General features: G+C 46.2%; 23 protein-coding genes and 1 riboswitch. Of the genes, 3 read left to right on the forward strand and 20 right to left on the reverse strand.

Going from position 1 to position 22,880, the window contains the following annotated elements:
* Positions 1–16: 16 nt before the first annotated feature.
* Positions 17–1,084, reverse strand: a complete 1,068-nt coding sequence (pdhA, locus tag MKY97_RS16510) for a pyruvate dehydrogenase (acetyl-transferring) E1 component subunit alpha (protein WP_145401862.1) — start codon at positions 1,082–1,084, stop codon at positions 17–19.
* A 254-nt stretch (positions 1,085–1,338) separates the two neighbouring features.
* On the opposite strand from pdhA, the gene MKY97_RS16515 reads away from it, so the two are divergent.
* Positions 1,339–2,073, forward strand: coding sequence for an alpha/beta hydrolase-fold protein (locus MKY97_RS16515; RefSeq protein WP_342551430.1), 735 nt, complete (start codon positions 1,339–1,341; stop codon positions 2,071–2,073).
* 209 nt (positions 2,074–2,282) lie between these two features.
* Here MKY97_RS16515 and MKY97_RS16520 read toward each other — a convergent pair whose 3' ends face one another.
* Positions 2,283–2,753 (reverse strand): low molecular weight protein-tyrosine-phosphatase, encoded by a 471-nt coding sequence (locus tag MKY97_RS16520; RefSeq protein ID WP_342551431.1) that lies wholly within the window; start codon positions 2,751–2,753, stop codon positions 2,283–2,285.
* A 6-nt stretch (positions 2,754–2,759) separates the two neighbouring features.
* Complete coding sequence (locus MKY97_RS16525; protein WP_342551432.1) at positions 2,760–3,455, reverse strand: trimeric intracellular cation channel family protein; 696 nt, start codon at positions 3,453–3,455, stop codon at positions 2,760–2,762.
* Positions 3,456–3,649: 194 nt separating this feature from the next.
* Here MKY97_RS16525 and MKY97_RS16530 point away from each other — a divergent pair, with 194 nt between their 5' ends.
* Together MKY97_RS16530 and MKY97_RS16535 are read left to right on the forward strand one after the other, a co-directional pair.
* A complete protein-coding gene (locus MKY97_RS16530; protein ID WP_342551433.1) occupies positions 3,650–4,291 on the forward strand; it encodes a thiamine diphosphokinase in 642 nt (213 codons plus the stop codon).
* 338 nt (positions 4,292–4,629) lie between these two features.
* Complete coding sequence (locus tag MKY97_RS16535; protein WP_342551434.1) at positions 4,630–5,124, forward strand: C40 family peptidase; 495 nt, start codon at positions 4,630–4,632, stop codon at positions 5,122–5,124.
* 124 nt (positions 5,125–5,248) lie between these two features.
* Here the strand turns inward: MKY97_RS16535 and MKY97_RS16540 are convergent, their stop codons facing one another.
* From MKY97_RS16540 to MKY97_RS16620, 17 genes are all read right to left on the reverse strand, one after another.
* Positions 5,249–5,947 (reverse strand): response regulator transcription factor, encoded by a 699-nt coding sequence (locus MKY97_RS16540; RefSeq protein WP_342551435.1) that lies wholly within the window; start codon positions 5,945–5,947, stop codon positions 5,249–5,251.
* A 140-nt stretch (positions 5,948–6,087) separates the two neighbouring features.
* On the reverse strand, positions 6,088–7,137 hold the full coding sequence (locus MKY97_RS16545; protein ID WP_342551436.1) for a ThiF family adenylyltransferase: 1,050 nt from the start codon (positions 7,135–7,137) through the stop codon (positions 6,088–6,090).
* Positions 7,134–7,901, reverse strand: coding sequence for a thiazole synthase (locus MKY97_RS16550; RefSeq protein ID WP_342551437.1), 768 nt, complete (start codon positions 7,899–7,901; stop codon positions 7,134–7,136). The genes MKY97_RS16545 and MKY97_RS16550 overlap by 4 nt, the downstream gene beginning before the upstream one ends.
* Positions 7,902–7,928: 27 nt before the next feature.
* Positions 7,929–8,132, reverse strand: a complete 204-nt coding sequence (gene thiS, locus MKY97_RS16555; protein WP_342551438.1) for a sulfur carrier protein ThiS — start codon at positions 8,130–8,132, stop codon at positions 7,929–7,931.
* Positions 8,129–9,373: a glycine oxidase ThiO gene (thiO, locus tag MKY97_RS16560; protein WP_342551439.1), complete on the reverse strand. Its 1,245-nt coding sequence runs from the start codon at positions 9,371–9,373 to the stop codon at positions 8,129–8,131. The genes thiS and thiO overlap by 4 nt, the downstream gene beginning before the upstream one ends.
* Before the next feature lie 51 nt (positions 9,374–9,424).
* Positions 9,425–10,129: a thiamine phosphate synthase gene (locus MKY97_RS16565; protein WP_342551440.1), complete on the reverse strand. Its 705-nt coding sequence runs from the start codon at positions 10,127–10,129 to the stop codon at positions 9,425–9,427.
* A 288-nt stretch (positions 10,130–10,417) separates the two neighbouring features.
* Positions 10,418–10,526: riboswitch (TPP riboswitch) on the reverse strand.
* 39 nt (positions 10,527–10,565) lie between these two features.
* Complete coding sequence (locus MKY97_RS16570; RefSeq protein WP_342551441.1) at positions 10,566–12,119, reverse strand: ABC-F family ATP-binding cassette domain-containing protein; 1,554 nt, start codon at positions 12,117–12,119, stop codon at positions 10,566–10,568.
* A gap of 53 nt (positions 12,120–12,172) precedes the next feature.
* Positions 12,173–13,195: a hypothetical protein gene (locus tag MKY97_RS16575; RefSeq protein ID WP_342551442.1), complete on the reverse strand. Its 1,023-nt coding sequence runs from the start codon at positions 13,193–13,195 to the stop codon at positions 12,173–12,175.
* Positions 13,182–13,733, reverse strand: a complete 552-nt coding sequence (locus MKY97_RS16580) for a hypothetical protein (protein ID WP_342556365.1) — start codon at positions 13,731–13,733, stop codon at positions 13,182–13,184. The genes MKY97_RS16575 and MKY97_RS16580 overlap by 14 nt, the downstream gene beginning before the upstream one ends.
* Before the next feature lie 2 nt (positions 13,734–13,735).
* Complete coding sequence (locus tag MKY97_RS16585; protein WP_342551443.1) at positions 13,736–14,128, reverse strand: hypothetical protein; 393 nt, start codon at positions 14,126–14,128, stop codon at positions 13,736–13,738.
* A 16-nt stretch (positions 14,129–14,144) separates the two neighbouring features.
* Positions 14,145–14,630: an ABC transporter permease gene (locus MKY97_RS16590; RefSeq protein ID WP_342551444.1), complete on the reverse strand. Its 486-nt coding sequence runs from the start codon at positions 14,628–14,630 to the stop codon at positions 14,145–14,147.
* A 67-nt stretch (positions 14,631–14,697) separates the two neighbouring features.
* Complete coding sequence (locus tag MKY97_RS16595) at positions 14,698–16,764, reverse strand: hypothetical protein (RefSeq protein WP_342551445.1); 2,067 nt, start codon at positions 16,762–16,764, stop codon at positions 14,698–14,700.
* Positions 16,754–18,580, reverse strand: a complete 1,827-nt coding sequence (locus MKY97_RS16600) for an ATPase, T2SS/T4P/T4SS family (protein ID WP_342551446.1) — start codon at positions 18,578–18,580, stop codon at positions 16,754–16,756. Before MKY97_RS16600 ends, MKY97_RS16595 begins: the two co-directional genes overlap by 11 nt.
* 7 nt (positions 18,581–18,587) lie before the next feature.
* Positions 18,588–19,418 carry a hypothetical protein gene (locus MKY97_RS16605; RefSeq protein ID WP_342551447.1) on the reverse strand — a complete coding sequence of 277 codons (831 nt, stop codon included), beginning with the start codon at positions 19,416–19,418 and terminating at the stop codon, positions 18,588–18,590.
* On the reverse strand, positions 19,415–20,128 hold the full coding sequence (locus MKY97_RS16610; RefSeq protein ID WP_342551448.1) for a hypothetical protein: 714 nt from the start codon (positions 20,126–20,128) through the stop codon (positions 19,415–19,417). The genes MKY97_RS16605 and MKY97_RS16610 overlap by 4 nt, the downstream gene beginning before the upstream one ends.
* 97 nt (positions 20,129–20,225) lie before the next feature.
* Positions 20,226–21,248, reverse strand: coding sequence for an SAF domain-containing protein (locus MKY97_RS16615; protein WP_342551449.1), 1,023 nt, complete (start codon positions 21,246–21,248; stop codon positions 20,226–20,228).
* 26 nt (positions 21,249–21,274) lie between these two features.
* Positions 21,275–22,759, reverse strand: a complete 1,485-nt coding sequence (locus MKY97_RS16620) for a serine/threonine protein kinase (RefSeq protein ID WP_342551450.1) — start codon at positions 22,757–22,759, stop codon at positions 21,275–21,277.
* Between the last annotated feature and the right edge of the window lie 121 nt (positions 22,760–22,880).

Raw genomic sequence — 22,880 nt, forward strand, 5'->3', positions numbered from 1 at the left:
CTTTATCGGAAAAAACTTATTGGAAATCAGCTTTTTGCTCTTCCAAGTGCTTAGGCGTTTGTTCGAACATGCTGTCGATCAAGCCTGAAATCGTCATTTTCTCGGTTTTTTCCGCTTTTTTGATCTCTTCGTTCACTTTAGCTTTTGCTTCTTCTTTCACACGCGCTGTATCTTCTTCAGTCCACAGACCTTTTTTCTCCAGATATTTAGCAAAACGTGCGATTGGATCTTTTACGCTCCACTCAGCCTCTTCTTCTTTCGTACGATACTTGGAAGCATCATCGGAAAGGGAGTGTGGACGGAAACGATAGGTTACTGCCTCAATCAACGTTGCGCCTTCTCCGTTACGTCCACGCTCAGCAGCTTCCTGAACGGCTTTGATAACAGCGAAGATGTCCATACCGTCAACTTTAACACCTTTAATACCTGCTGCTACCGCTTTGTGAGCGATGGACAGGGCTGCTGTTTGTTTAGCAAAAGGAGTAGTGATGGCATAGCCGTTGTTTTGTACGAAGAAGATTACAGGCAGTTTGTATACACCAGCGTAGTTCAGGCCTTCATAGAAGTCACCTTCGGAAGAACCGCCATCGCCTGTGTATGTGATAACCACTTGTTTTTGTTTCTTCAATTTGTAACCCATAGCAATACCCATTGCGTGCAGGATTTGTGCACCAATGATAATTTGCGGCATCAATACGTTAACGCCGTCTGGAATTTGTCCACCATGTTGGTGTCCACGGGAGTACAGGAATGCTTGATAAAGAGGAAGTCCGTGCCACACGAGTTGCGGAATGTCGCGATAGCCTGGAGCGATAAAATCTTCTTTTTCAAGTGCGAACTCACTACCTACCATTGTAGCTTCTTGACCAGATACTGGAGCATAGAAACCAAGACGACCTTGACGGCCGAGGTTTACTGCACGGTCATCCCAAGTACGGGTAAATACCATGCGATACATAATTTCTTTTAATTGATCGTCGGAAAGCTTAGGCATCATGTCTTTGTTAACAATTTCGCCGTCAGGAGACAGCACGGACAGAGCTTCTACATCCTCCGTGTATACTTCATAAGGAACCTTGCTCATTTTTTTCTTCACCTCAACAAAAAATTTGAATATCAAGTTCCGCTGTTATATTATTATTATACACCTGTTTCACTGCATACGTCAAAGAAATCCGTAATTTTTTTATGTTTACTCTCGGATTGTATGTATAACAGGGGTCTAATATTGGTATAACAGCATAATACATGATTGCGTGTTTGACCCATCCCCGCACGAGGTTAATCTTACCGTATCGGGCGGTCGAATGCAAAAATAACCCGGAAAGGTGACGTTTTATGACGGATTCCCGCTATTTGAAACGTACAATTGTTAAGGAAGAGATTGAAAGTCGTTATCTCGGCGAGAAACGAACCCTTCGCATTTATCTTCCTCCAGGCTATAACGAGCTGCTTAGTTACCCTGTCGTTTACTGTCAGGATGGAGAAGAATTTTTCAACTTTGGCCGAATCGCCACTACTGCTAACCGCATCATTCTGGATGAAGGAGCTGAACCTTTCATTATTGTAGGGGTTCAGGTGGATGTCTCGGTGCGAACTCAAGAGTACGCTCCCTTTGGCAGCCGATTTGAAGCCTACACAAAGTGCTTTGCAGAAGAGATTATTCCCTATGTGGAAGAAAAATATCCCGTAAGACGCTCTCCTCAGGAACGTGTTTTGGCCGGTGACTCGCTGGGCGGAAGTGTTTCACTCCATCTGGCCCTGATGTACCCGGAACTGTTTACCCGAGTCATCAGCATGTCTGGTGCGTTCTACTCTGCTTCTCAGGAAATCTACGCCGCTGCCCAAGATTTGTCCTGGCTGTCCATCTGGATGATCGTCGGTCTGCAGGAAACGGCCTTTGAAGCCGATACTGGAACGTATGATTTTGTACAGCTGAACCGGGATACCCGTGACTTGCTGGAGAAACGCGGTGCTCACGTCTCTTATCAGGAGAAAGACGGGAATCACCAGTGGGGCTTCTGGCAAAAGGAACTGCCGGATGCTTTGCTTTACTTTTTGCAGGAAAGATAGTCAAAAAGCATTTCAAAACATACAATATAATATATAAGTAAGAAGTATTGAACAAAGCGGCTGCCCAGCCGCTTTTTTGTTTACAGCTTCATATCCTATACCACATGTCCCATGTTAACGCTTACACTCGTGAGCTGAAAAAAAAGCAGGAGGTTCCGTTTCATACCATTCCTGCTTCTTTGCCAATCCACCAATGCAGGCTCAATGGATCAGGACAACGACTGCTCTTCTTCAATTCTGTTCAACAACACAGCACAACCTGCATTCACAAGCTCGTACACTTCTTCAAAATTCCCTGTGTAATACGGATCGGGCACTTCTCTCAACTTTTCGTTCGGAAGCAGGTCCATGAATTTGATAATCTCTGCCTCTTCACCGCCCGGCAGGCTTCGCACGTTTTCCGCATTGGAATTATCCATACATATAATGTAGTCAAATTGAGTAAAGTCTTCACTTACAAATTGCCTCGCGGTCATGTTGGCATACGAGATCTGATACTCGTCCAGCAGCTTCCGCGTACCTTCATGAGGAGGTTTGCCCACATGCCAGTTACCTGTACCAGCCGAATCAATCCGAATCTGTTCTCCAAGTCCCTTTTCCAGAACTTTGTGGCGCATAACGGCTTCTGCCATAGGTGATCTGCAGATGTTACCGAGACATACAAATACAACGTTAATCATGTGATATTATTCCCCCTTGCTTAATGTCCCCTGAATGGCGGTAGGTGCATGGTGCGGCATGAGTTTCTCCGGCTTTAAATTGACGTTTTCGCTTGGGGTCAGCGAACGGCGCGGAAGTTTCCATTTATAATGAACAGAACACATCCGGAAAAAGACGACTGTCGCAAAACAGATCAACAGGCCGATATTGGTTGTAAACCAGCCCATTCCAATCACAAATCCCGCAATCATTGCCCAGACTGCATAAATCTCGTCACGCAGAACGAGCGGTTTACGTCCGGCGAGAAGATCACGGATAATTCCTCCCCCAATGCCGGTAAGCACGGCTGCAACGATCACAGCACTAATTGGATGGCCCATATTGGCTGCATACAATCCGCCTTGAATTGCAAAAGCAGCTAGTCCAATCGCATCAAACAAAGCTTCTGTCCGTTTCCAGTGACCAATCCACTTCAGAGGTAATATAAAAGCAACGGCTACAGAGACTAACGCAAGCATGATTAGCGAACCTTGACTCCACAGCGTCGTTACAGGCACACCAATAAGTACGTTCCGAATCACCCCGCCTCCAAATGCTGTGACTAGGCCAAGCACCAGTACGCCCAAAATATCGTATTCCTCTTCCATGGCTACAAATGCACCGGACATTGCAAATGCAATCGTACCGATAATGCTGAATACTTCAAAAATGTGTAAGTCCAACCTGTTCAAACCTCACTTTTCAAGTCATCTCCATGTCGCTCTCCCCATTGTATCCGCGAGTATAGAAATTGTGCAACCACATTTTGTCGATTATACTGGTTTGGTATATTGTTTTAAAGGTTGGTTCTCCAAAAAGAAGTACATATAAACAATTAAATGTAATTCCCTCTATAAATAAGGAAGGATGAAACAAGATGGACTATAAACGTATTATCATCTTCACTGGAGGCGTGCTCGCCAAGGATTTCCTGCATGAAATTCTGCCAGATGACCTCATTATTGCGGCAGACCGTGGTGCCTTGTATTTAATCCAGAATGGGATCAAACCGCACATCGCTGTGGGGGACTTTGATTCTATTACAGAAGAAGAACGAGAGATCGTAAGCAGCAGCAGTGTCGAGTTCATTGCCTGTGATCCGATCCATAAAGACCTTACCGATACAGAAATGGCCTTTGAAACGGCCTTGGATCACGAACCTACGCATATTCTCATCTTTGGCGCCACGGGGACACGTATGGACCATACGCTTGCGAATGTTCATATTATGGTGCGGGCCATGCAGCATCACATCTCCTGCGCCCTACAGGACGAGCACAATTATATGACATTAACCACCTCCAGTGCTGTCGTTAGGCAGCGCGGTTATACCTATGTTTCACTGCTTCCATTAACGCATGAGGTGACAGGTATTTGTCTCGAAGGATTTATGTACCCTTTGGATCAAGCGACCATACGCATGGGGCAATCTTTGGGAATCAGCAATAAGCTGCTTGGGGAATCGGGTACAGTCACGATTGACAGTGGTTTGCTGCTTATTATCCAGAGCAAAGACTGAATATTTGATTGCTAAAAGCGATTCATTTCAATTTATTTAACGTGGATAAAGCTGCAGGCTGGAGTTCAATTATTACTTTTTTGTAACCTGATTTTCGAGCATATAAAATGCAGCAAACGAAGAAATCCCCTTGATTATCAAGGGGATTTTTGTTTTAAACACACTTTCCCATTCGTCAATAATTAATTTTTTGACATTTTTAATCGTATTTTAATAAACATGACCAAACGACTGGTCTATCAGGCTTTTTGCTTATGTATCCAATTTCTAGGTTGTTACAAACCTGTTATACTCGCTCTAGCAACTTAACGAAAACGAATTTTGGAGGTACTAACAACATGAAAACAAACTTCTTCATCCAAAAGGCCGTAACCGTCGGGTTGTGCGCTGTACTAGGTTTTGGAGCTGTATCAATGACTAATGCACCTGCTGCACATGCGGCATCTGTATCTACTGGACAACAAGTTGTAAACTATGGTAAAAAATTCACTGGAACTCCATATAAATTTGGTGCTTCAACAACAACTACCAGGTACTTTGACTGCTCTTCTTTTATGAAATACATTTTCAAAAAGTATGGTGTAGATCTTCCGCGCACTTCCGTTAAACAATCTAAAGAAGGTAAATTTGTCTCCAAAGCCAATCTTCGTGTTGGCGACATGGTCTTCTTCTCGAGCGGCAGCCGCTCCACCGGTTCAAACATTACACATGTTGGTGTGTATGCAGGAAACGGCAAAATACTTCACACGTACGGTTCCCCTGGCGTAACACTGTCTGATCTGAACTCAGGCACGTGGAAAAGAACATACATTACAGCTCGCCGCGTACTCTAATCTAACGTAAGATAAAATCCAACGGGCCGGATCAATTGATCCGGTCTTTTTAGTTTTACCCGGAATAAGCCCGCTCTCAAACTGGTGAATGATGGGACTGGTGGTCATAACCAATTGTTCTACATTAACCATGCAGCATATAGCCTATTCCCCGAACCGTATGGATCAGTTTCATCTCTCTTCCCTTATCCACTTTAACCCTTAGATGTTTAATATACACGTCCACGACGTTGGTATCCATCGCAAAATCGTATCCCCATACCTCGCGTAAAATATCACTTCGTGTACAGGCTTCGTTCAGATGCAGTGCCAGAAACTCCAGCAGCTCATACTCTTTAGGAGTCAGATTAAGATACTGCCCTGCACGGCTTACTCTTCGCGATCGCAAATTAATTCTAAGGTCTTGAACAACAATCATTTCCTCTCCGTCATGTGCTCCATTTGCAAACAGCCGAAGCAGACTGCGTATTCTGGCAAGCATAACCTTCCAGTGCACAGGCTCCTCCATCACGTCATTCGCACCAAAATCGAGCCAATCAATGACCCGCTGCGGAGAAGTCTCCGGGATGATAACCATGAGCGGTATGGGTAAGCTCTGATTCATCCATTCTTTCAACGCTTTTTTATCCGGCTCACTCCAGTGCACAGGCTCAGGTTCCCGGTCAACTAACAGGACTAAATGAGGACGAGTGGACCTCCGGTCCGTTTTTTGGCGTAATTCAGACCAGTCCAGCTCCTGTATTTCATAGCCCTCTTCCTTTATGAAGTCTTTGATCCGGCTCGCTAACTCCCCTGCCCCTATTAAACAAATGACTGTTTTCAACTATTATCACCCGGCCCGTCTGTATTCCGCCGCCGCTTGGCATGGATTGTACAGTTAGCATGCCATAAAAAGAAAAAGTCCATTCCCGCAGGAACAGACTTTGCCAGACATAATGTGATTAAATCAGAAGATCATGTGAGTCAGCCGAAATAGCGATGAACTAATGTTCGAGCTTCAGCCGTATCTTTTGTCCCATGAACAAGAACACGGCCATCCTGAAAAATAACCAACCGATGATGGCCGATCGTGAATGACACCAGAAAAGGATTGTTTTCCACTTTTCCTTCCCCCAGCTTCATCAAGCGCTCTGCTGTATGCAGCAGGTCCAGCTGCATGCGGCGGGCAGGTCTAATCTGGACGGTATCTCTGCCGCACAGCACATCTGTTTTCTCCAAATTGGATGCAGAAAGAAACGGATAAGCTGCGGATGGGCCGCATGAGGCACAATCGTGCTTTTTGGCTCCATCTACATTAATGCTTATGTACTCGTTCCTCCACACATCAAATGACAGCAGTTTACGTCTGAGGGCTGCTTCGTTACCGCTCAGCAGCTTCATCGCTTCCGCCGTTTGATTGGCCGTCACCATCTGTACCGCTTGTGGTATAATGCCCGATGTGTCACAAGTATCTCCACCCAGCGGCACTTCTCCCAAAAGACAGTTCAGACAGGGCGTATCACCGGGCAAGAATGTATACGTAATCCCATAACTGCCAACACATCCCCCGTAAATCCAAGGAATTTGATGTTTCTGTGCCATATCATTAATGAGCAGTCTTGTATCAAAATTATCGGTTGCATCCATAATCAAGTCGGTATGCTGAATGAGGTCTTCCAATTCATCCACCCGCACATCCATTACTTTAGCTTCAATGCGGACTGTTGAATTAATGGCGGATAAACGTTTGAGGGCTGCCATTGCTTTGGGCATACGGTCAATCGCATCCTGTTCAACATATAGCTGCTGCCGCTGCAGGTTGCTCCATTCCACATAGTCCCGATCCACAATCGTAATCTGACCAACACCGGAACGAACCAGTGTCTCTGCAATACCTGTTCCAAGCGCTCCGGCTCCAATAATTAAAACTTTGCTGTCACTCAGTCTAGCCTGACCTTCTCTGCCAAGCGGCGCATATCGTTCCTGTCTCGAATAACGATCTGCCTGCTCCGCGTGCTGTAACTGATCTGTCATGTATGAACCATTCCTTCCACCGGACTGCTTGCTGCAGCATAACGCTTCATAGGAATCATGCCTGCTTCGTAAGCCAGTCTACCTGCTTCAACCCCCAGCCGCATCGCTTTTGCCATTAAGACGGGATCATCTGATCCAGATACCGCAGTGTTAAGCAGCACACCATCTGCCCCAAGCTCCATGGCAAAGGCAGCATCCTTAGGTGAACGCAGACCTGCATCAACGATAACAGGCACAACCGCCTGCTCTATGATGATTTCCAGATTATACGGGTTAATAATGCCTCTACCCGCACCAATAGGAGAAGCCCCAGGCATGACTGCATGTACGCCCAGCAGCTGCAGCCGTTTAGCCAGGATAACGTCATCCGAAATATAAGGCAGTACGGTGAATCCCTTTTCCAGCAAAATACTGCAGGCCTTGTACGTTTCGATCGGATCTGGAAGTAACGTTATTCCGTCACCGATGACTTCGACTTTTATCATATCACAAAGTCCCGAAGCCCGCGCAAGCTCAGCAATTCTTACAGCTTCTTCTGCCGTTGATGCACCCGCAGTATTGGGCAGCAGTGTGTATTTGCTCAAATCTAACGTATCCAGAAAGTGTTTTTTCTCCGTTTCCTCCAAATTCAGACGACGTACGGCAAAGGTAAGCACCTCCGTACCCGAAGCTTCTACAGCCTGGCCTTGAATCTCCAGGTCTGAAAATTTCCCTGTTCCGAGCAGCAGTCTCGATTCAAACGAATATTTTCCGATAGTTAACATGTTCCACGCATCCCCTGTCTATAATGATTAACCGCCACCTACAAAGTGAACAATCTCAATGCGATCGCCTTCTCTTAACATTGTTATCTCATGATGATCCTTGGTCAAAATACTGCGATTTAACTCCACAACTACCGTTTTCACCTGCAGGTTGAACGATTGCAGTAATTTATCCACTCGATTTAGTTCATCGTCAATCTCCATCTTCTGACCGTTCACGATGATGTTCACAGCACAACACCCTTTCTGTTCAATCGCTCAGGCGATAATGCTTCAATTCCCATCTCTTCCGCACTTTTGCCTTCCAGCATATCCGCGATCCAGCGACCGGTTATCGCACTAAGTAAAATCCCATTCCGAAAATGTCCATATGCAGCGTACAAGCCGGGAACTTGTTCACATTGACCGATATACGGCAGCCCATCAGGTGTAGAAGGTCTCACTCCTGCCCATGCACGCAAAAATTCCGCTTCCTTGACTCCCGGAACCCAATAACCTGCCGCAGTGAGCAGCCGTTGAACGCTATGTGCAGACACACTGCGATCTGTTCGGCCAGGCAGACTGGTTGCACCGATCCATACTTCTCCGTTGGCTTTGGGAACAACGTAAACGTCTTCTGCATAGATTGTACGATCAGGTCTATATCCTGCTTGTTCTGCCGAAAATCGGATTGCGGCTATTTCTCCTTTCACCGGACACGATGGCAGAGCTACCCCTACCTGACTCATCAGCTGCTCTCCATGTAATCCAGCAGCCACAATCACATGTTTGCAGGTTATCTCTCGCTTGGCAGCTGCCACGCCCTGCACTCCATTGTTATTTACAACGAGACGAATGTCCTGCACACCTTCCCAAATCCGCGCTCCCATCATGTGAGCTGCCCTCGCATAAGCTCTGGTCAGCGACACAGGCAGCACTTCGCTCTCCAAAGGTCTGTAATAAGCTCCGTACACATCCCGGTTCAGCCATGCCGCTTCCCGCTGCACAGTGCTTCTGTCCCACCAAAGCTGATTCTTAACTGATGAATTATTTTGTTTATCTTTGCAGCGACTCAGCTCACTATAGGAACGAAAAGGTGTGATAAAACCGGTGTGCCTAAGACCTATCTCCATTCCTGTAAGAGCGTACAGCTGCTCTTTTTGGTGATGCAGCAGTTCTCTGCTGTCGCGCGCCGCCCGTGCAATAAGAGGATGGGCAAAATCCTCACTATCTGCTGCAAGCATACCAGCGGCTGCACCTGAACTCCCACTCGCAATCTCGGACTGTTCGAGAAGCAGTACTTCCCTGCCTCTGGATGCCAGTTCAAAAGCAATCGCACAGCCGATAATTCCCCCGCCAATAATAATGGTTTCTGCTTGGAAAGCTTCTGACGGTTCAGTTGATGGTTTACATATGGAGTCAAGCTCAGGGTTATCGTATTTACTCGATGAGGGGAAAGCCTCCTCAGATTGATTCATACTTTTCTGTTCCACGTTCTCATCTCCTTAACTTCGCAGCTGTACATCTCCTTGGCTGTCGACCATTCACATTCCGGCTTCCACAGCTTGTTTGAAAAGAGCGGCAGCATAGGCTGGGCTTTCATGTTTTAAAATACTTGAAATTACAGCGGCCCCCCTGGCTCCAGATGACCGGACAGCCTGAATATGGCTTGGCTGTATACCTCCGATCGCGATAACAGGCACGCGAACACTTGAACATACCTCTGCCAATACGGCCAATCCCCTTGGTGCTGTATCCGGTTTGCTCTGACTCGCGTACACATGGCCGAAAAAAAGGTAATCTGCTCCAAACTCTTCAGCGATTCTCGCCTCCTCGGCGGAATGCACGGATATGCCTAATCTCATTCGGACATCATGCTGATGCCAGGCTGCCATCTCCACTCCTGCCTTATGCAGCATCTCCCGACTCCAATGCACACCTTGATAAAAGGGGCTGGACTCCGACGGATTCGCACCATTTATTACAATGTGAGATGCTGGAATACCGGACGCTGCCATCTGCTTGGCCCAGTTGAACCGCTGCTGCAGCGTGAGATGCTTTTCCCGGATGTGAATATAATCCACCCAAGGCCATATTTCCTTGGCTGCCCGCAGCATGGCCGCTTGTTCCCCTTTATTTGTGGATACAGCATGCAGCTCAAAAGAGCAGTGATCTTGTTCACACCTCTGTCTAAAGCTCTCTTCCAACTTCTGCGGTTGGTATTTCTTCTGCTCGGCTAATTCCTTCATCTGCTCACGTAATCTCCCTGCTTCATTCTCGCATTTTACTGTACGCAGCTTTGTTCTCCCTCCTCACATCGCTTATACGGAAACCAAAAATATTAATAAAAAATCAAAAAAGCCGCTCCCGTAGGGGAGCGGCTGCGTATAAACAAAGATTCAGTTCAATAACGAAAATGCAGTTATACCTGTTAACAGTTAAAATACCCATTAACTATTAGCCCGGTATCGAAAGCCTGCATCACCTGCAGTGTAGAGATCCTGTTCATATTTTGGAGGATCACTTACTGTCGTTTTTGCTGAAACGCGCCACTTCCCTACGCTGGTATGATCCAGATCAGGTGCAAAGGGTCCGGAATCGCATTCTTCCATCTCAGCCGCTCGTGCGGCCCCCCTAGTGTTCATATGAAGTTGTAGCCTATATTACCACAGTCGAATTTTTTTGTCATCGTGCATTTTCGGACCACTCTTCTACATTCCACGTTTTGGTAACCCAGTCTTCGTAAAAATCCGGTTCGTGCGATACAAGCAAAACGGTTCCTTTATACTCTTTCAATGCACGCTGCAGCTCAGCTTTTGCGGTGACATCCAGATGGTTCGTCGGCTCATCAAACAAAACCCAGTTGCTTTCCCGCATCAGCAGTTTACACAATCGGACTTTAGCCTGCTCTCCTCCGCTCAGCATATTAAGAGGGCGAGTGATGTGCTCATTTTTGAGACCACAGCGTGCAAGATGCCCTCGCACTTCGTTCTGTGTCAGATGTGAAAATTCATTCCAAACATGATCGATCGGTGTAATATTTTCGGCACGCACTTCCTGTTCGAAATAGGCTGTCTCCAGATAATCTCCCAGAAATGTTTTGCCGCTGATTGGCGCAATCTTACCCAGAATGGTCTTGAGCAGTGTCGATTTACCAACGCCATTACAACCAACGATAGCAATCTTTTCTCCACGTTCTATCGTCATTGTCATTTTCGGCAGCAGCGGGTATGTGTAACCAATTTCAAAATCAATACCTTCAAAAACGGTTTTACTGCTCGCCCGGGCATCCTTGAATTTGAATGTTGGTTTTGCCGCTTCATCCGGACGATCAATCCGGTCAATCTTACCAAGTTGTTTCTCCCGGCTCTTCGCCCGTCCTGAGGTCGAAGCTCTGGCCTTGTTCCGCTGAATGAAATCTTCCTGCTTTTTGATATACTCCTGCTGCTTCTCATAAGCATCAATGTGCTGTGCTTTTTGCATATCCGCCATTTCCAGGAACTTCTCATAATTGGCAGCGTAACGCGTCAATTTGGCAAACTCCAGATGGTAGATGACATTCACAACTTCATTCATAAACTCCGTATCATGGGAGATCAGCAAAAATGCATGCGGATAGTCTCTCAAATATCGTGTCAGCCATTCAATATGCTCTACATCCAGATAGTTTGTCGGCTCATCCAACAACAACGCAGTAGGCTTCTCCAGTAATAGCTTGGCAAGAAGTACCTTCGTACGCTGTCCGCCGCTAAGTGCAGCAACATCACGATCCAGCCCAATGGCATTCAATCCCAGACCATTAGCCATTTCTTCCACTTTGACATCAATCAAATAAAAATCGCCCTGTTCCAGCTGTTCCTGGATCTCGCCCATTTCTTCAAGCAGCTGCTCCAGCTTGTCCGCGTCTGCATCGGCCATCTGGTCGGTGATGGCCATCATTTCCTTTTCCAATTCCAGCAGCGGCAGAAATGCATCTTTAAGAACATCTCGAATCGTCCTACCTGGTGTTAACTTGGTGTGTTGATCCAGATATCCATAACGAACTTTCGGCGTCCACTCTACTTTACCGCTGTCTTTAAGAAGTTTTCCTGTAAGGATATTCATTAATGTTGATTTCCCGGCGCCATTAGCTCCGACTAGACCTACACGCTCTCCGGCAAGCAGACGAAAAGAAACATTTTTAAATAACGTTCGGTCTCCAAAGTTGTGACTGACGTTCTCTACTGACAATAAACTCATAAGATGAGGCTGCTCCTATCTATTTACATTACTTTAGTTCACGTTTCAAACCCCTATTCTAGCACAGATTCTGTGTTTTCTGAAAGTAATGAAAAATGGGCAGAGCAGTTATACTCAAAATACCCTCTCGCTGCTGCCTGCTTTGCAGTCGTAAATACCTCCTCCGCACGAAAACCGGGATTACATGTCGCAGGATAATGATATTTAATGCCTGTTGCGGAATCCATTCCGCCAACAACTGCTGTTCTTTTAACCAGTCTTCCTCCGCCAATTGCATAATTGTTAATTTTTTGATCTCCAGCAGCAATACCTTGGATAAAAGCCATCAAGCCAGTATCATTGATCGAATTGTACCAATCTTCCTGTGAGATCAAGGGCATCGTGAACAGATAAGATATCCCATTTTTCCTGGCGAATTCATTATGACGATTGATGACGTCTGCCAGATCATCCTGAACACGAGTCACGATCCGGCTGCGCCGCACCTGTTCAAAGACCGCTGCGTCTTGAAGGACTGTAATTGTTGAGTCTGCAGCCAGTTCCTGCTGAAATCCTTCGATCCATTTTCCCATACCGGCATCATAAGCATAAATATAACCGTCCAGTGTAAAATTAATGCTGTTTCCGTCCGAATCTGAGTATGTATAAGGTTTTTTAGCGCTCCACACATGTCTGAAAGACCTTTCTGTCTCCCCGGTCATTGCGGTCTCTTTGGCATACATATAATAACCGTCATAATCGAGTATCACGATTGCCGGAATGTAGTCAAACATATGCTGAACAGCAGGCGGATCATTCTGTATGCCCATGTTCAAAGCCATCGTTTGGGTAAATGCAGACAGCGCCAGTTCCTTATCCGCCCTAACAAATTTGATGGATTCGTACCCTGCCTCGGCATGTTGTTTCTCGTTCTGATGCATAACTGCGCCTGCATCCATCACTGCGGTTTGAAGTGCTTTTTGGTAACGATAAGCAAGCTCACTCGCTTTCTGAACATCATGGGTACGGAGTGTGAATATATAAAAGAGCGGAAAAAAAATCAATACAAATACGATGGAAAGTTCAGTAATCTTCATTCAGCACCATGCCCCCATGTGTGGCAAAAACCGCAGAAGCTTGCGCTGTACCTAATGACCACTCTCGTAAAAGCATAGCTGGTGTGCGATTGGTGCTTTTGAGACTCACAGTGAAGTAATCACCCACGTTTAGCATATATCGGCGCTCCGGATCTTCTATGGACAATGTTCCAGACGGCGGAAAGAGGCGATCCCTGATTTGAGACAAGTAATATCCATCATGAACAACCTCATAGGTTCCCGTAAAGCTGGTTTGATTCATCGGGTCCGTATATTGAGGTACGTATTTTTTATGCAAATGTTCCATTGAGAGATCATAGTTGTTACCCGTTCGGGCTAACCGCTCTTCAAACTCCATCAGCATTCGTGGTGAGATATAACCTTTAGTTCGCACAGCATCGACCAACCGTGTGACATTCTGAGCTGCAGTCATACGTGCAATATCATCCTGACGTTCTGCAGTTTCGGCCGCAGGATATACATAAAGCAGAAGAACGGCAAGCAATACCGCCAACAATTTGGATGCCGCATTGATCACGGTCAACCTCCCTCCTTCCAAAATGAAAGCTTTAATAATTCTCCTGATACATTCCGGCTGTATTCAGCTCTATAGTACGCATCCAGCTCAACCGGAATCATGACTGATGGATTTACAAGCGGATCGACCACGTACACATAACCATTTATCTCAACCTGAACTTCTGTTCCCGTCATCTGCCGCACAGTATGAAGCACTTCAGCTCCGGTATATGTGTCCAGTCTGCTCATACGCAGTGTCGTATGAACTCTTCCCTCCATAGCTGTATTTGCGTTCATCCTCTCGTTCAAAGCGTCTGTTAGAATACGAAGATTGCGCTGTCCGTACAAGCAGGCTGTCACCAAAAAGACAACCGCCGTACAGAGCAGCATCAGATGCTGCGTGTTTCGGGTCATGTTGGACCATCTCCAGTCAAGATTGCTGGAAGATCAGACCTCTAACCACATTGGATCGGTCTTTGACGATGACAGCTTTGAATTTACCACTAGGATTAACATATTGATTGTCCTTTTCACTCATCGTCTGATTAATACTTCCTACCTTGTCATCAGGTGCAATGACAGAACCATAGTCCGCATTGTTTAGATCTTGAGAAATGTTGAGCTGATTGCCGTACCATTGACCATCTTTGTTTTTCCCTGTAATAACCTGAATGCCAAACTGATCCTTGTCCGCATACTTACGCAGAGCATTGGTCACCTGTGATCCGCTAATTGTTGTTCCGTCATACACTGTAAATGCAGCCTGTGAAAGCTCTGTCTGAATATCTGCAAAGTTATTTTGTGCCGTTTTGGTAGCCTCCTGAGCGGAAATAAACAGCAAGACGACGATCGTGATCAAAGCAATGGTCAGAAAAATTCCCGCAGCTACCTTCAAAGCACTTGAAGCATTATTCATAATAAACACCCTCCTAAAGTTATATCCTCAATTATTATTGAGACTTTACACGATAATGTAATATGACCTACAGCCTTTGAATTTGTTCATAGTACGTGTTCATCTGCACAAAACTCATGCCAACGAGAGGAATGACCAGGTAGAGAAAGATTAGAGCATACATAGGAGTAAAACCGATTGTCCTGCCCCAACCTGCCTTGATATCAATGATTTTGCTGTATTCCTGTTTGCGCTGTTCAAAATAGAAGGACATCATGCTTTCCAGATCGTCAAAAGCTTCACGAATGGATATTTTCCCCAGAGCAAGCCGTAATTTATCAATTAAACGTTGAAATTCAGGCAAGCCGACTTCTTCCTTTAATTGTTCAAGTGCATCCTCGGGTCCATGTTCGAAATGCAGCAGACACTTCTGCAGCGGCCTTTTGAAAATGACCGCAAATCGATTGAGCCATTCCACAATCTCTTCAACAGACATCCGATCCATCTCTCTCAAAATGGAAATCACGGTCTGAAATTGATAGATTTCATGACGCATGTCCAACCTTCGCATTTTACGCTGAAACAGCATGAGCCAAATCGGAACATAGTATCCTCCTACGCCAATCGCTATGGCCAGAACAACTCCCCACCAGCGTAAATACTGGTTGTTATACGCCTCGATCTTCTCTGTAATGCGTTTTATCGCCGCCGCCTGTGTATCCTGGTCCAGCTGTACTGGTGCAAGCTGCGTCAATGCATTGGAGACATCTTTATAAGAAGTTCCGGCCTTCATGCGAACATGCTCCATGACCAATGCGTCAAGCGCAGTCATATCTTCGGCTGCCTTCAGATCTGCCTCAGACATCGTTCCAAACATGCGGTCATCCCTGATTGGATCATGCAGAATATGATTACGTTCAACCTGATGAAGCAGCAGAAAAAAGCCCGTAGTCAGAACCGTGCAGCTTATAAATAACAACAATCGTCGAACAGCCAGCCATTCGTACTTTAACTCGGTACTGCTCTCTCTCATTAATCTGATTGTCTGATGATATTGAACGCTCCCTGGTTTGGGAGCAAACAGCACAGCTATTTTTCGTAAAAAGAGCTGTTTATACAGGAATCGATCCAGTCTGGATTGTTTATATCCGGAGCGATAGCGGGTTTCTTCGTAGGACTGAAGACGCTGCAGCAGCAGATAGGCGGCTATGATGATAACATAGATGGATATTTTGGTAACGAAGCCAAGTTTACTGCGGTAAAACTCATCCATTGTAGGAAAGCTGACTTTTGCCCAGCGCTCAATCGGCCCCGTAAAAAGTACTGGAGCAAGAGCAATTACATTCAGACCCTGCAGCAGATAATCAAGCCGCTCACGCCTCAATATCTCCAGATGAATTTCCTGTGTAAGATTACCTAATCCTTGAAGATAAATGGAACCCTGTTTCTTGTCCTTGTCTCCAAACTCCATGACCATATAAGAAATACCGGCAAAACCTTTTAGGAAACGATTTGGCGCCACTTCATAATACCTCTCAAGTGCTTCATTGGGATCAGGGGAGGTCAGCGCTTCATAGATCAGTCTTACCTGCTCGGCAGCTTCACCTGACGCTGCCTCGGATACTTCGTACAGCGCTTCCTCAACCATTCCATGCTGATGATACCGATGTCTCACATCTGCAAACAGATCGAGCATTTGCACCAGCAGCTTTTTTTCCAGACGACTAAGGCACATATCCACCACAAGGCTGTTCAGCACAACAGCACAGAGAATGGACAGTACAATAAACGAGGTGCCGGGCTGCAGCCAAAACAGTACTGCACTGACTGCCCCATACCCGCCGACAATAATCAGAACAACAGTCATCGTTAGTTTTCGCAGGGTAGGTTCATCTCTGGCATAGCGATACGAGATTCTTTTTTTTACCTGCATGATATACGTTGAGAGCAGCGGTATCTTCATGCCAAGCTGATATGCCTGCAGCAGGAGACTTCCCCAGTCCCGATACCTCCTGCCGTATATGCTGATCACATTTGCGGCAGCATATGCCGCCGCCGTCTCTTTTCGTCTTATTAATTGCAGCATCATTAGTGTAATGAGTAGACCAGATGCACAGATGCCTATAACAAGAAGCAGAAGCCATTTAATACTCATAACTCTCACCCCAATGCTGCCCGATAAACTGCCCAAATCTTTCAGCATCCTGAACCGTCATCTGTTCCTTCATATCTGTTATACACGAGAGGGAGATCGGCGCAGACGCCACATATTTACCCTGCTGATACTCCACCACATTCCGAAATGCGAAACCGGCCTCTTCCTCCGGCACCTCAGTATTATTGAAACGGGGAATACATTCGGTGATCCGCTCGATAAACCTGCGGCCCTCTGCATCTTTCTTCATATGGACATCAAAGTTAATAACGCTGACAACCTGCTCTTCCGCAATATGTTCATGCTGAAATATACCTGTTTTGAGCAGTGAATTCCGGAGTGAAAACACCAGATCACGGAATGTTTTAGCATGGTGAGTAAACAGGGTGAATAAGCTTGCCACCTGTGACATCTGAATCATCCAGGCAGCTACCTCATCGCTCGCAATCTCACCAAGTATGTTTACCGTACCGTCTGTTTTTTTCTGCAGATCGAGCCCCTGCTGCCCAGATATATGTTCTGTTTCGCGAAAGCTGAGAATGTTGCGGCGGCTGTAGATTTTTCTTAACTGCAGCTCAAACGCCATTTCCTGTACACGAAGGGTATATGAAGCATAGATATGTTTGACCATAGCCATGAGAAGCGTAGTTTTACCAGACCCCTGGGCTCCCGTTACGGCAGTAATTCGGCTCCCTTTCATCAAAAATTGCAGCATCTCAATTGGTAATTCTGCGTTGTTACCCGTAATCAGCTGTTCCAATGAAGCATTAGGGATATCAAATTTCCGAACAAAGAAAGCCCATGATTCGGCAAAAGGAGGACGCACAACAACGACTCGTGAGCCATCCTTCATTTCGTTGACTTTGTAGCCGCTCGCCTCCGACAACTGCCCCGGATAATTGTATTTATAGATGTTCTGACATACTCGCTTTAACTCTCGAATGCTGCCGAAACTCAAGAACGGAAGATGAATAGATTTTCCTTTATAAAAAATCCACACACTCTCCATGCCGCTGAGCGGTTCCTCGTAAGGCTCATCCTCAAAAGCGTGCTCCAGTAGATCATTCCATGAAACAGGAATATGACTGCCCATATGCGGGAGGGATTCAAGGATACCGCTTACCCCACCACTGACACCATCGATCCGTTGATCCCTGATCTCATCCACAACCGAGAACCCCTTGTAATGCTGATAGACACGCTGCACGATAATTTCTACCTTTTCTCTGAAGCCCAATTCCCGGTATTCACAATCAAAAACATACTGGACATCCTGTTCGGAAATATAATAGCTTCCGCCATCCTGCGCGGCCTCATCCAGTCTGAGTTTACCTAAATCATAAGTGTCAATCATCATAGACAATGCGTCTGCCCCAAATTGTTGACGATATAAATAAAAAATGATCTCGAAGCGGTCCTGTACCGTCAACCGTTCGGGTTCGGCGAACATTATGACTTCGTCCACATTAGCTTTGTTCAAGCCAATACTTCGTGTCAGCAGGTCACCAATCAGATTTTTGACGTACGTTTTGTCACTGAGGCTGCCGGATACGCATCCTTTCAACGCTTTTCTCATCTCAGCACGCTGATTAATCCTTCGGCGATACTCTTCCTCATGTAAACCTGCATCAGCAAGCTGGCTGTGGCTTATTTCATGCAGTGAAACTTTTACCCGATGAATTAATGCTTCAATTGTAAAAGACTCCTGCTGAGGTATGAGGTTCTTTCTCTCCCGAATGAAAGCTCGGTATTTAAACCAGACATAACACATGCCTGCCATTAAAATAATCACTATCCCCAATGTATTCCATATCATTAAAAATTCAGGCGCCCCTTTCCAGCCTTTTCAACACAGTGCTTAATCCCGCACCTTCCATCACCAGACGGGCGAGTTCACTCATGCCAGCGGCAAAACTCCCTTTACGAACATCTTTTTTCTCACTCATATTTTGAAGCTGCAGGTATCTCGCCGCATCTCTGCGGTTCATCGCATCCAGATAAGCCGATGCATAGGGTATAGCCGACAAACTGCCCTTATACCTAAAACCACGTCTAATGTTTGAAAGTGAGGCACGAGAATGAGAATCATACTTATTGATAAGCACATGAAGCCTTTTCTCACTCAACTGCTCAGGCAGTATCTCTTCAAAAAATTGCTCCAGATTCCTCATATTCTGATTCAATACAACGACAACATGATCCGTCTGCTTCACCATAAACTGTGAATCAGCACCTGTATGCTCCGCATCCAAAAGAACCAAATCATAACTTTGGTTCGCAATATCCAGCAGTTTTTTTAACAGTTCCCCTCTATCAGTTATAAAGCGTTCGTTCCTGTTATTACTCCCTGTCAACAGATCAAGTCGGTCCTGCAGCAGCGGCTTGGTGTAATCACTTAAATTGTGTTTGTTAAGACTGCCGCTAACATACAAGCGTTCGACCGCGTCCCAGCCATTTTCTTCGAAAGAAAACATAAGTTGAGCTGAAACCTTCTCGTCCTGAACTATGCCTGTTTCTACACCAGAATTTGTATGACCTGTATTAACTAACAGCGTTCTGGTTCTATACTGCATCGCTATCGTATAAGCACCGATCAAGGCGCTTGAAGAACAGCCCGTTTCCGCAAAAGGGCTCCAAAATGTAATCGTGCTCATGCCCTCATCCTCTCTGCTTTTTTGATCGCGCGGCGGCTTTGGACACGTTCCCAACCGGTCAGCTGCTCCACAACACGACATAATGATTTTTTGTAGTTTCTTGACAATGGGCCCAGCTGTACACAGCGATGATGTTCATTCTCAAGCTTGGCAGCCGCACTGAGTTCATCCCATGGGAGGATCATCGGCTCCCCCGTCCAATGAAAAGGGCTTCCTTCCAGATAGGCCCACAAATAGTGCGCTTCAAGTCTGCAATCGACGCTGTTGATCAGCATTCGCTGGAAAGCAAGATCCTTAGGCAGCTCCTGCTCCGCTGTTAACTGTTCGAGCCATCCTCTCCCCCGTTCCAGATTGTAACGTTCATAATCACTCACCCACACACGAACATCTGCGGTTAGCCATAGATTTCGCGAAGCAAAGTGTGAAGTCTCCATGTCATATATCACATAATCGTAACTGTCCAAACGCTCACCATTTACGTGCAGATGATGTTCTACCGCCATTGAAGTAACAAAGTGACAGGCAACGTCAAACCCCTCAAATTCCACAACCCGCAAAGACTGCTGATGATCCCCGACACTGTATCCATATTTTTGCTGCAGTGTACCATCCACGAGCAGAACCCGCTTACCTGTTGAAGCAAGTATTTTACACAAGTACAGCATCAGATCATTTTTTTCACACAAACCAGCAAAAATCCATACATGCACAGCTCACCGCTCCTATCCTCAAGTTTACGTTGTTATAGGCATTTCATTATTTACAGGCTCTATTTTTCCGCATTCCCTGCTTTTGTGTTAAATTAAATCATTCATTCCCGTTCAGTACCTGCTGCTGCTCATTTAAGGTTGAAGATTCAATGGAGTTTGATGCTTCTCCAGCATGTCCCCCTTCGGTACTGCCTGATCCATCCCTCCAGATCGTACCGTTTGACAGGGAGGAATCTTGTGCCGCTAGTCTTTTGTTATACGTAATCGAGGATTCTGCTGCATCCTGCTCAACCCCTCTGGATGGTGCTGATACCGACGCAGCTAACGAACTTTCTAGCGAGCTTCGAACTTGTCGAGATAATTCCTGTTCGGCATGGCGCACAATGTTGGGATCACTCTCCAGCAGTTTTAACACCTCGGAATTGGCTGGATATGTTGGAATTGCCGCTGTCTGAAATTGTGGTTCTACATACGTTAAAGCGTAAATTGAAGCTTTATGTAAATAGGCATCTACAATTGCGCTGGACAGCGACAAAATCTCTTCTTCTGTCATCGTAATCCACAATGTCGCTGCGTTTAAACGTTCCACTTTTTTCTTGGATAAAAGAACATAGTCCTGACCTGTCGGAAACTGAATTCGAACATCAATCCTGTCTCCTTTCGCAAGTGAGGAAGGCAGCAGTACCACCTGCAGTTCACGATTTCTTAGATCGGGCGGAGCAGGCATGTCCTCATATACCATCTCGGTTGTAATGGCCGTTCCTTTTTTAAGTTCAATTTTCGCCGCTTGACCTTCCATTTTCTTGGTGCTGGACCACAGATTACGCGGTGCCTGCGCATCAGGTATCGCAATCAGCTTCAGATCCTCGGGAAGGATTGATTCACCTGCTTCAATATCCCTGATCGTAACCCATCCCTGAGCGCCGGAATTCCACTGCTGCAGCAGCGACGCTTCTTTCTCCTCATATGCTGACAAATAAGTGTCCTCCATGGCTGACCTGGCATCCGCTGCCGTTTGGAGCTGATAAATCACGTATCCACCAAAGATCAGTCCCATGGCTCCGGCTCCAATCAATCCCGAATAAATGAGTTGACGACTTTGTTTTCTTAATCTGGACAAAAGAGGCTCTCCTTTCGTTATCTCCTCTAATCATGTACTTTTCTTCGCGAAAAAAATGAACGCTTTCTAGGCTGTGCTGCCATTAGGTGCCCCAGAATTTGCGAGAACATCTTATCCATATGCGGGTCCTTGTCAAATGGATCAAGCTGGAGCGGCAGTCCGTATACACTCGGTGTACTCAATGTTCTGCGTATACGTTCCACGGCATCTGTCGGGGCAAGTGGAATACAGTATATCCATTTCTCCCGGGGGTAGCGATAATGCGAGCGTACAAAAGCAGTAATCTCCACTTGTCTCCACTCTGCTCCTGAACCGATGACGATGGGCAGATCGGCACGTAAAAACTCTTCTAATCGGCTCTGATCCTGTCCGCTCCCAAGATCCATTACGATGAACTGATAACTGCCGCCCAGAAGTGATAAAATATCGGCACGGCCCGACTGCTTCCAATAATGCACGCCATCTACTGCAAACTGTCTGCCTGAATAGACTGGTTTCCCTCCTTGAACCGCCTGCTGAATACGTGCAAATGACTGAGAACGAGGCGACATCTCGATGACCGCAACCTTGAAGTTTTGCCTTTCCAGATAGTGGCTGATCGCGATCGCTGTATGGGTAACACCGGCCCCCGCTGAGGCCCCGGTAAGTGCAATCACCCGGGTCCCTCCACCAAGCCTCAACTGTGGATCTGAATGAGATGTATGTTCCGCCCTTCCCGGTATGCGAAGCAATTCCTTTCTCACCTCATCTGCTTTTTGAAACCGTTCATCTGCTTCATGCCTCAACAACCTTCTCGCAACAGGAAGGTAAGTTCGCGGGATATCCTTTCGTATAAAGCTCTCCACACCTTGAATCCATTCCGTATAAGCTCCACTCGTCATCAGATATAACATCAGTGCACCAAGACCATATAAGTCCGAACGGGCATCTGTTTGTCCCGAACCATACTGCTCTGGTGCAGCAAATCCGGCAGTCCCAAGCTTTACGGTGTCTTCAGCACCCTGCGTCTTGTAACTGCGAGCAATGCCAAAATCAATTAAACGTACTTCATGCTCGGGTGTAACCATAATGTTGGCTGGCTTCAAATCCCTGTAGATCACAGGAGGGTCCAGGTTATGCAGGTAGCTCAGCACATCCAGCAGTTGAAGTACAAAGTCCATCAGCTGCTGGATTGGAATTCTCCCCCTGCACTGTTTGAAGTAATCGCCTAGGGTTAAACCTTCAATATATTCCATGACCAGATACGTATAACCGGCTTCATCAGGAGCAAAAAAGTCAACAATCTGTGGAAGCCTCGGATGGCGCAGTGAGGTTAGCAGAGCCGCTTCTCTCTCTACACTGCCTTCGTAGGGCATCTGCGTGATACTTTCTTTCACCGCCCATATTTTACCCGGAAGCTTCAGATCCTCTGCCTCATACACATGGCTCATTCCACCGGAACCAAGTACAGATAGGATGCGGTATCTTCCTCCCAGCAGGCTTCCGCGTTCCAGCCTGGCCGGATGTCTCATAAGAGTGCCTCCTTCCACACAGCACAAAAAAGGGAAAGCTTCACCGAAGCTGAACCAACCGGATCATTCGGTTCTGTCCACTTCGGGATGCTTTCCCTCAAATTTTGTAATGTTATGGTTA

Source organism: Paenibacillus sp. FSL R7-0652 (genome assembly GCF_038595045.1).
In the GTDB taxonomy this organism is placed as follows: Bacteria; Bacillota; Bacilli; order Paenibacillales; family Paenibacillaceae; genus Paenibacillus.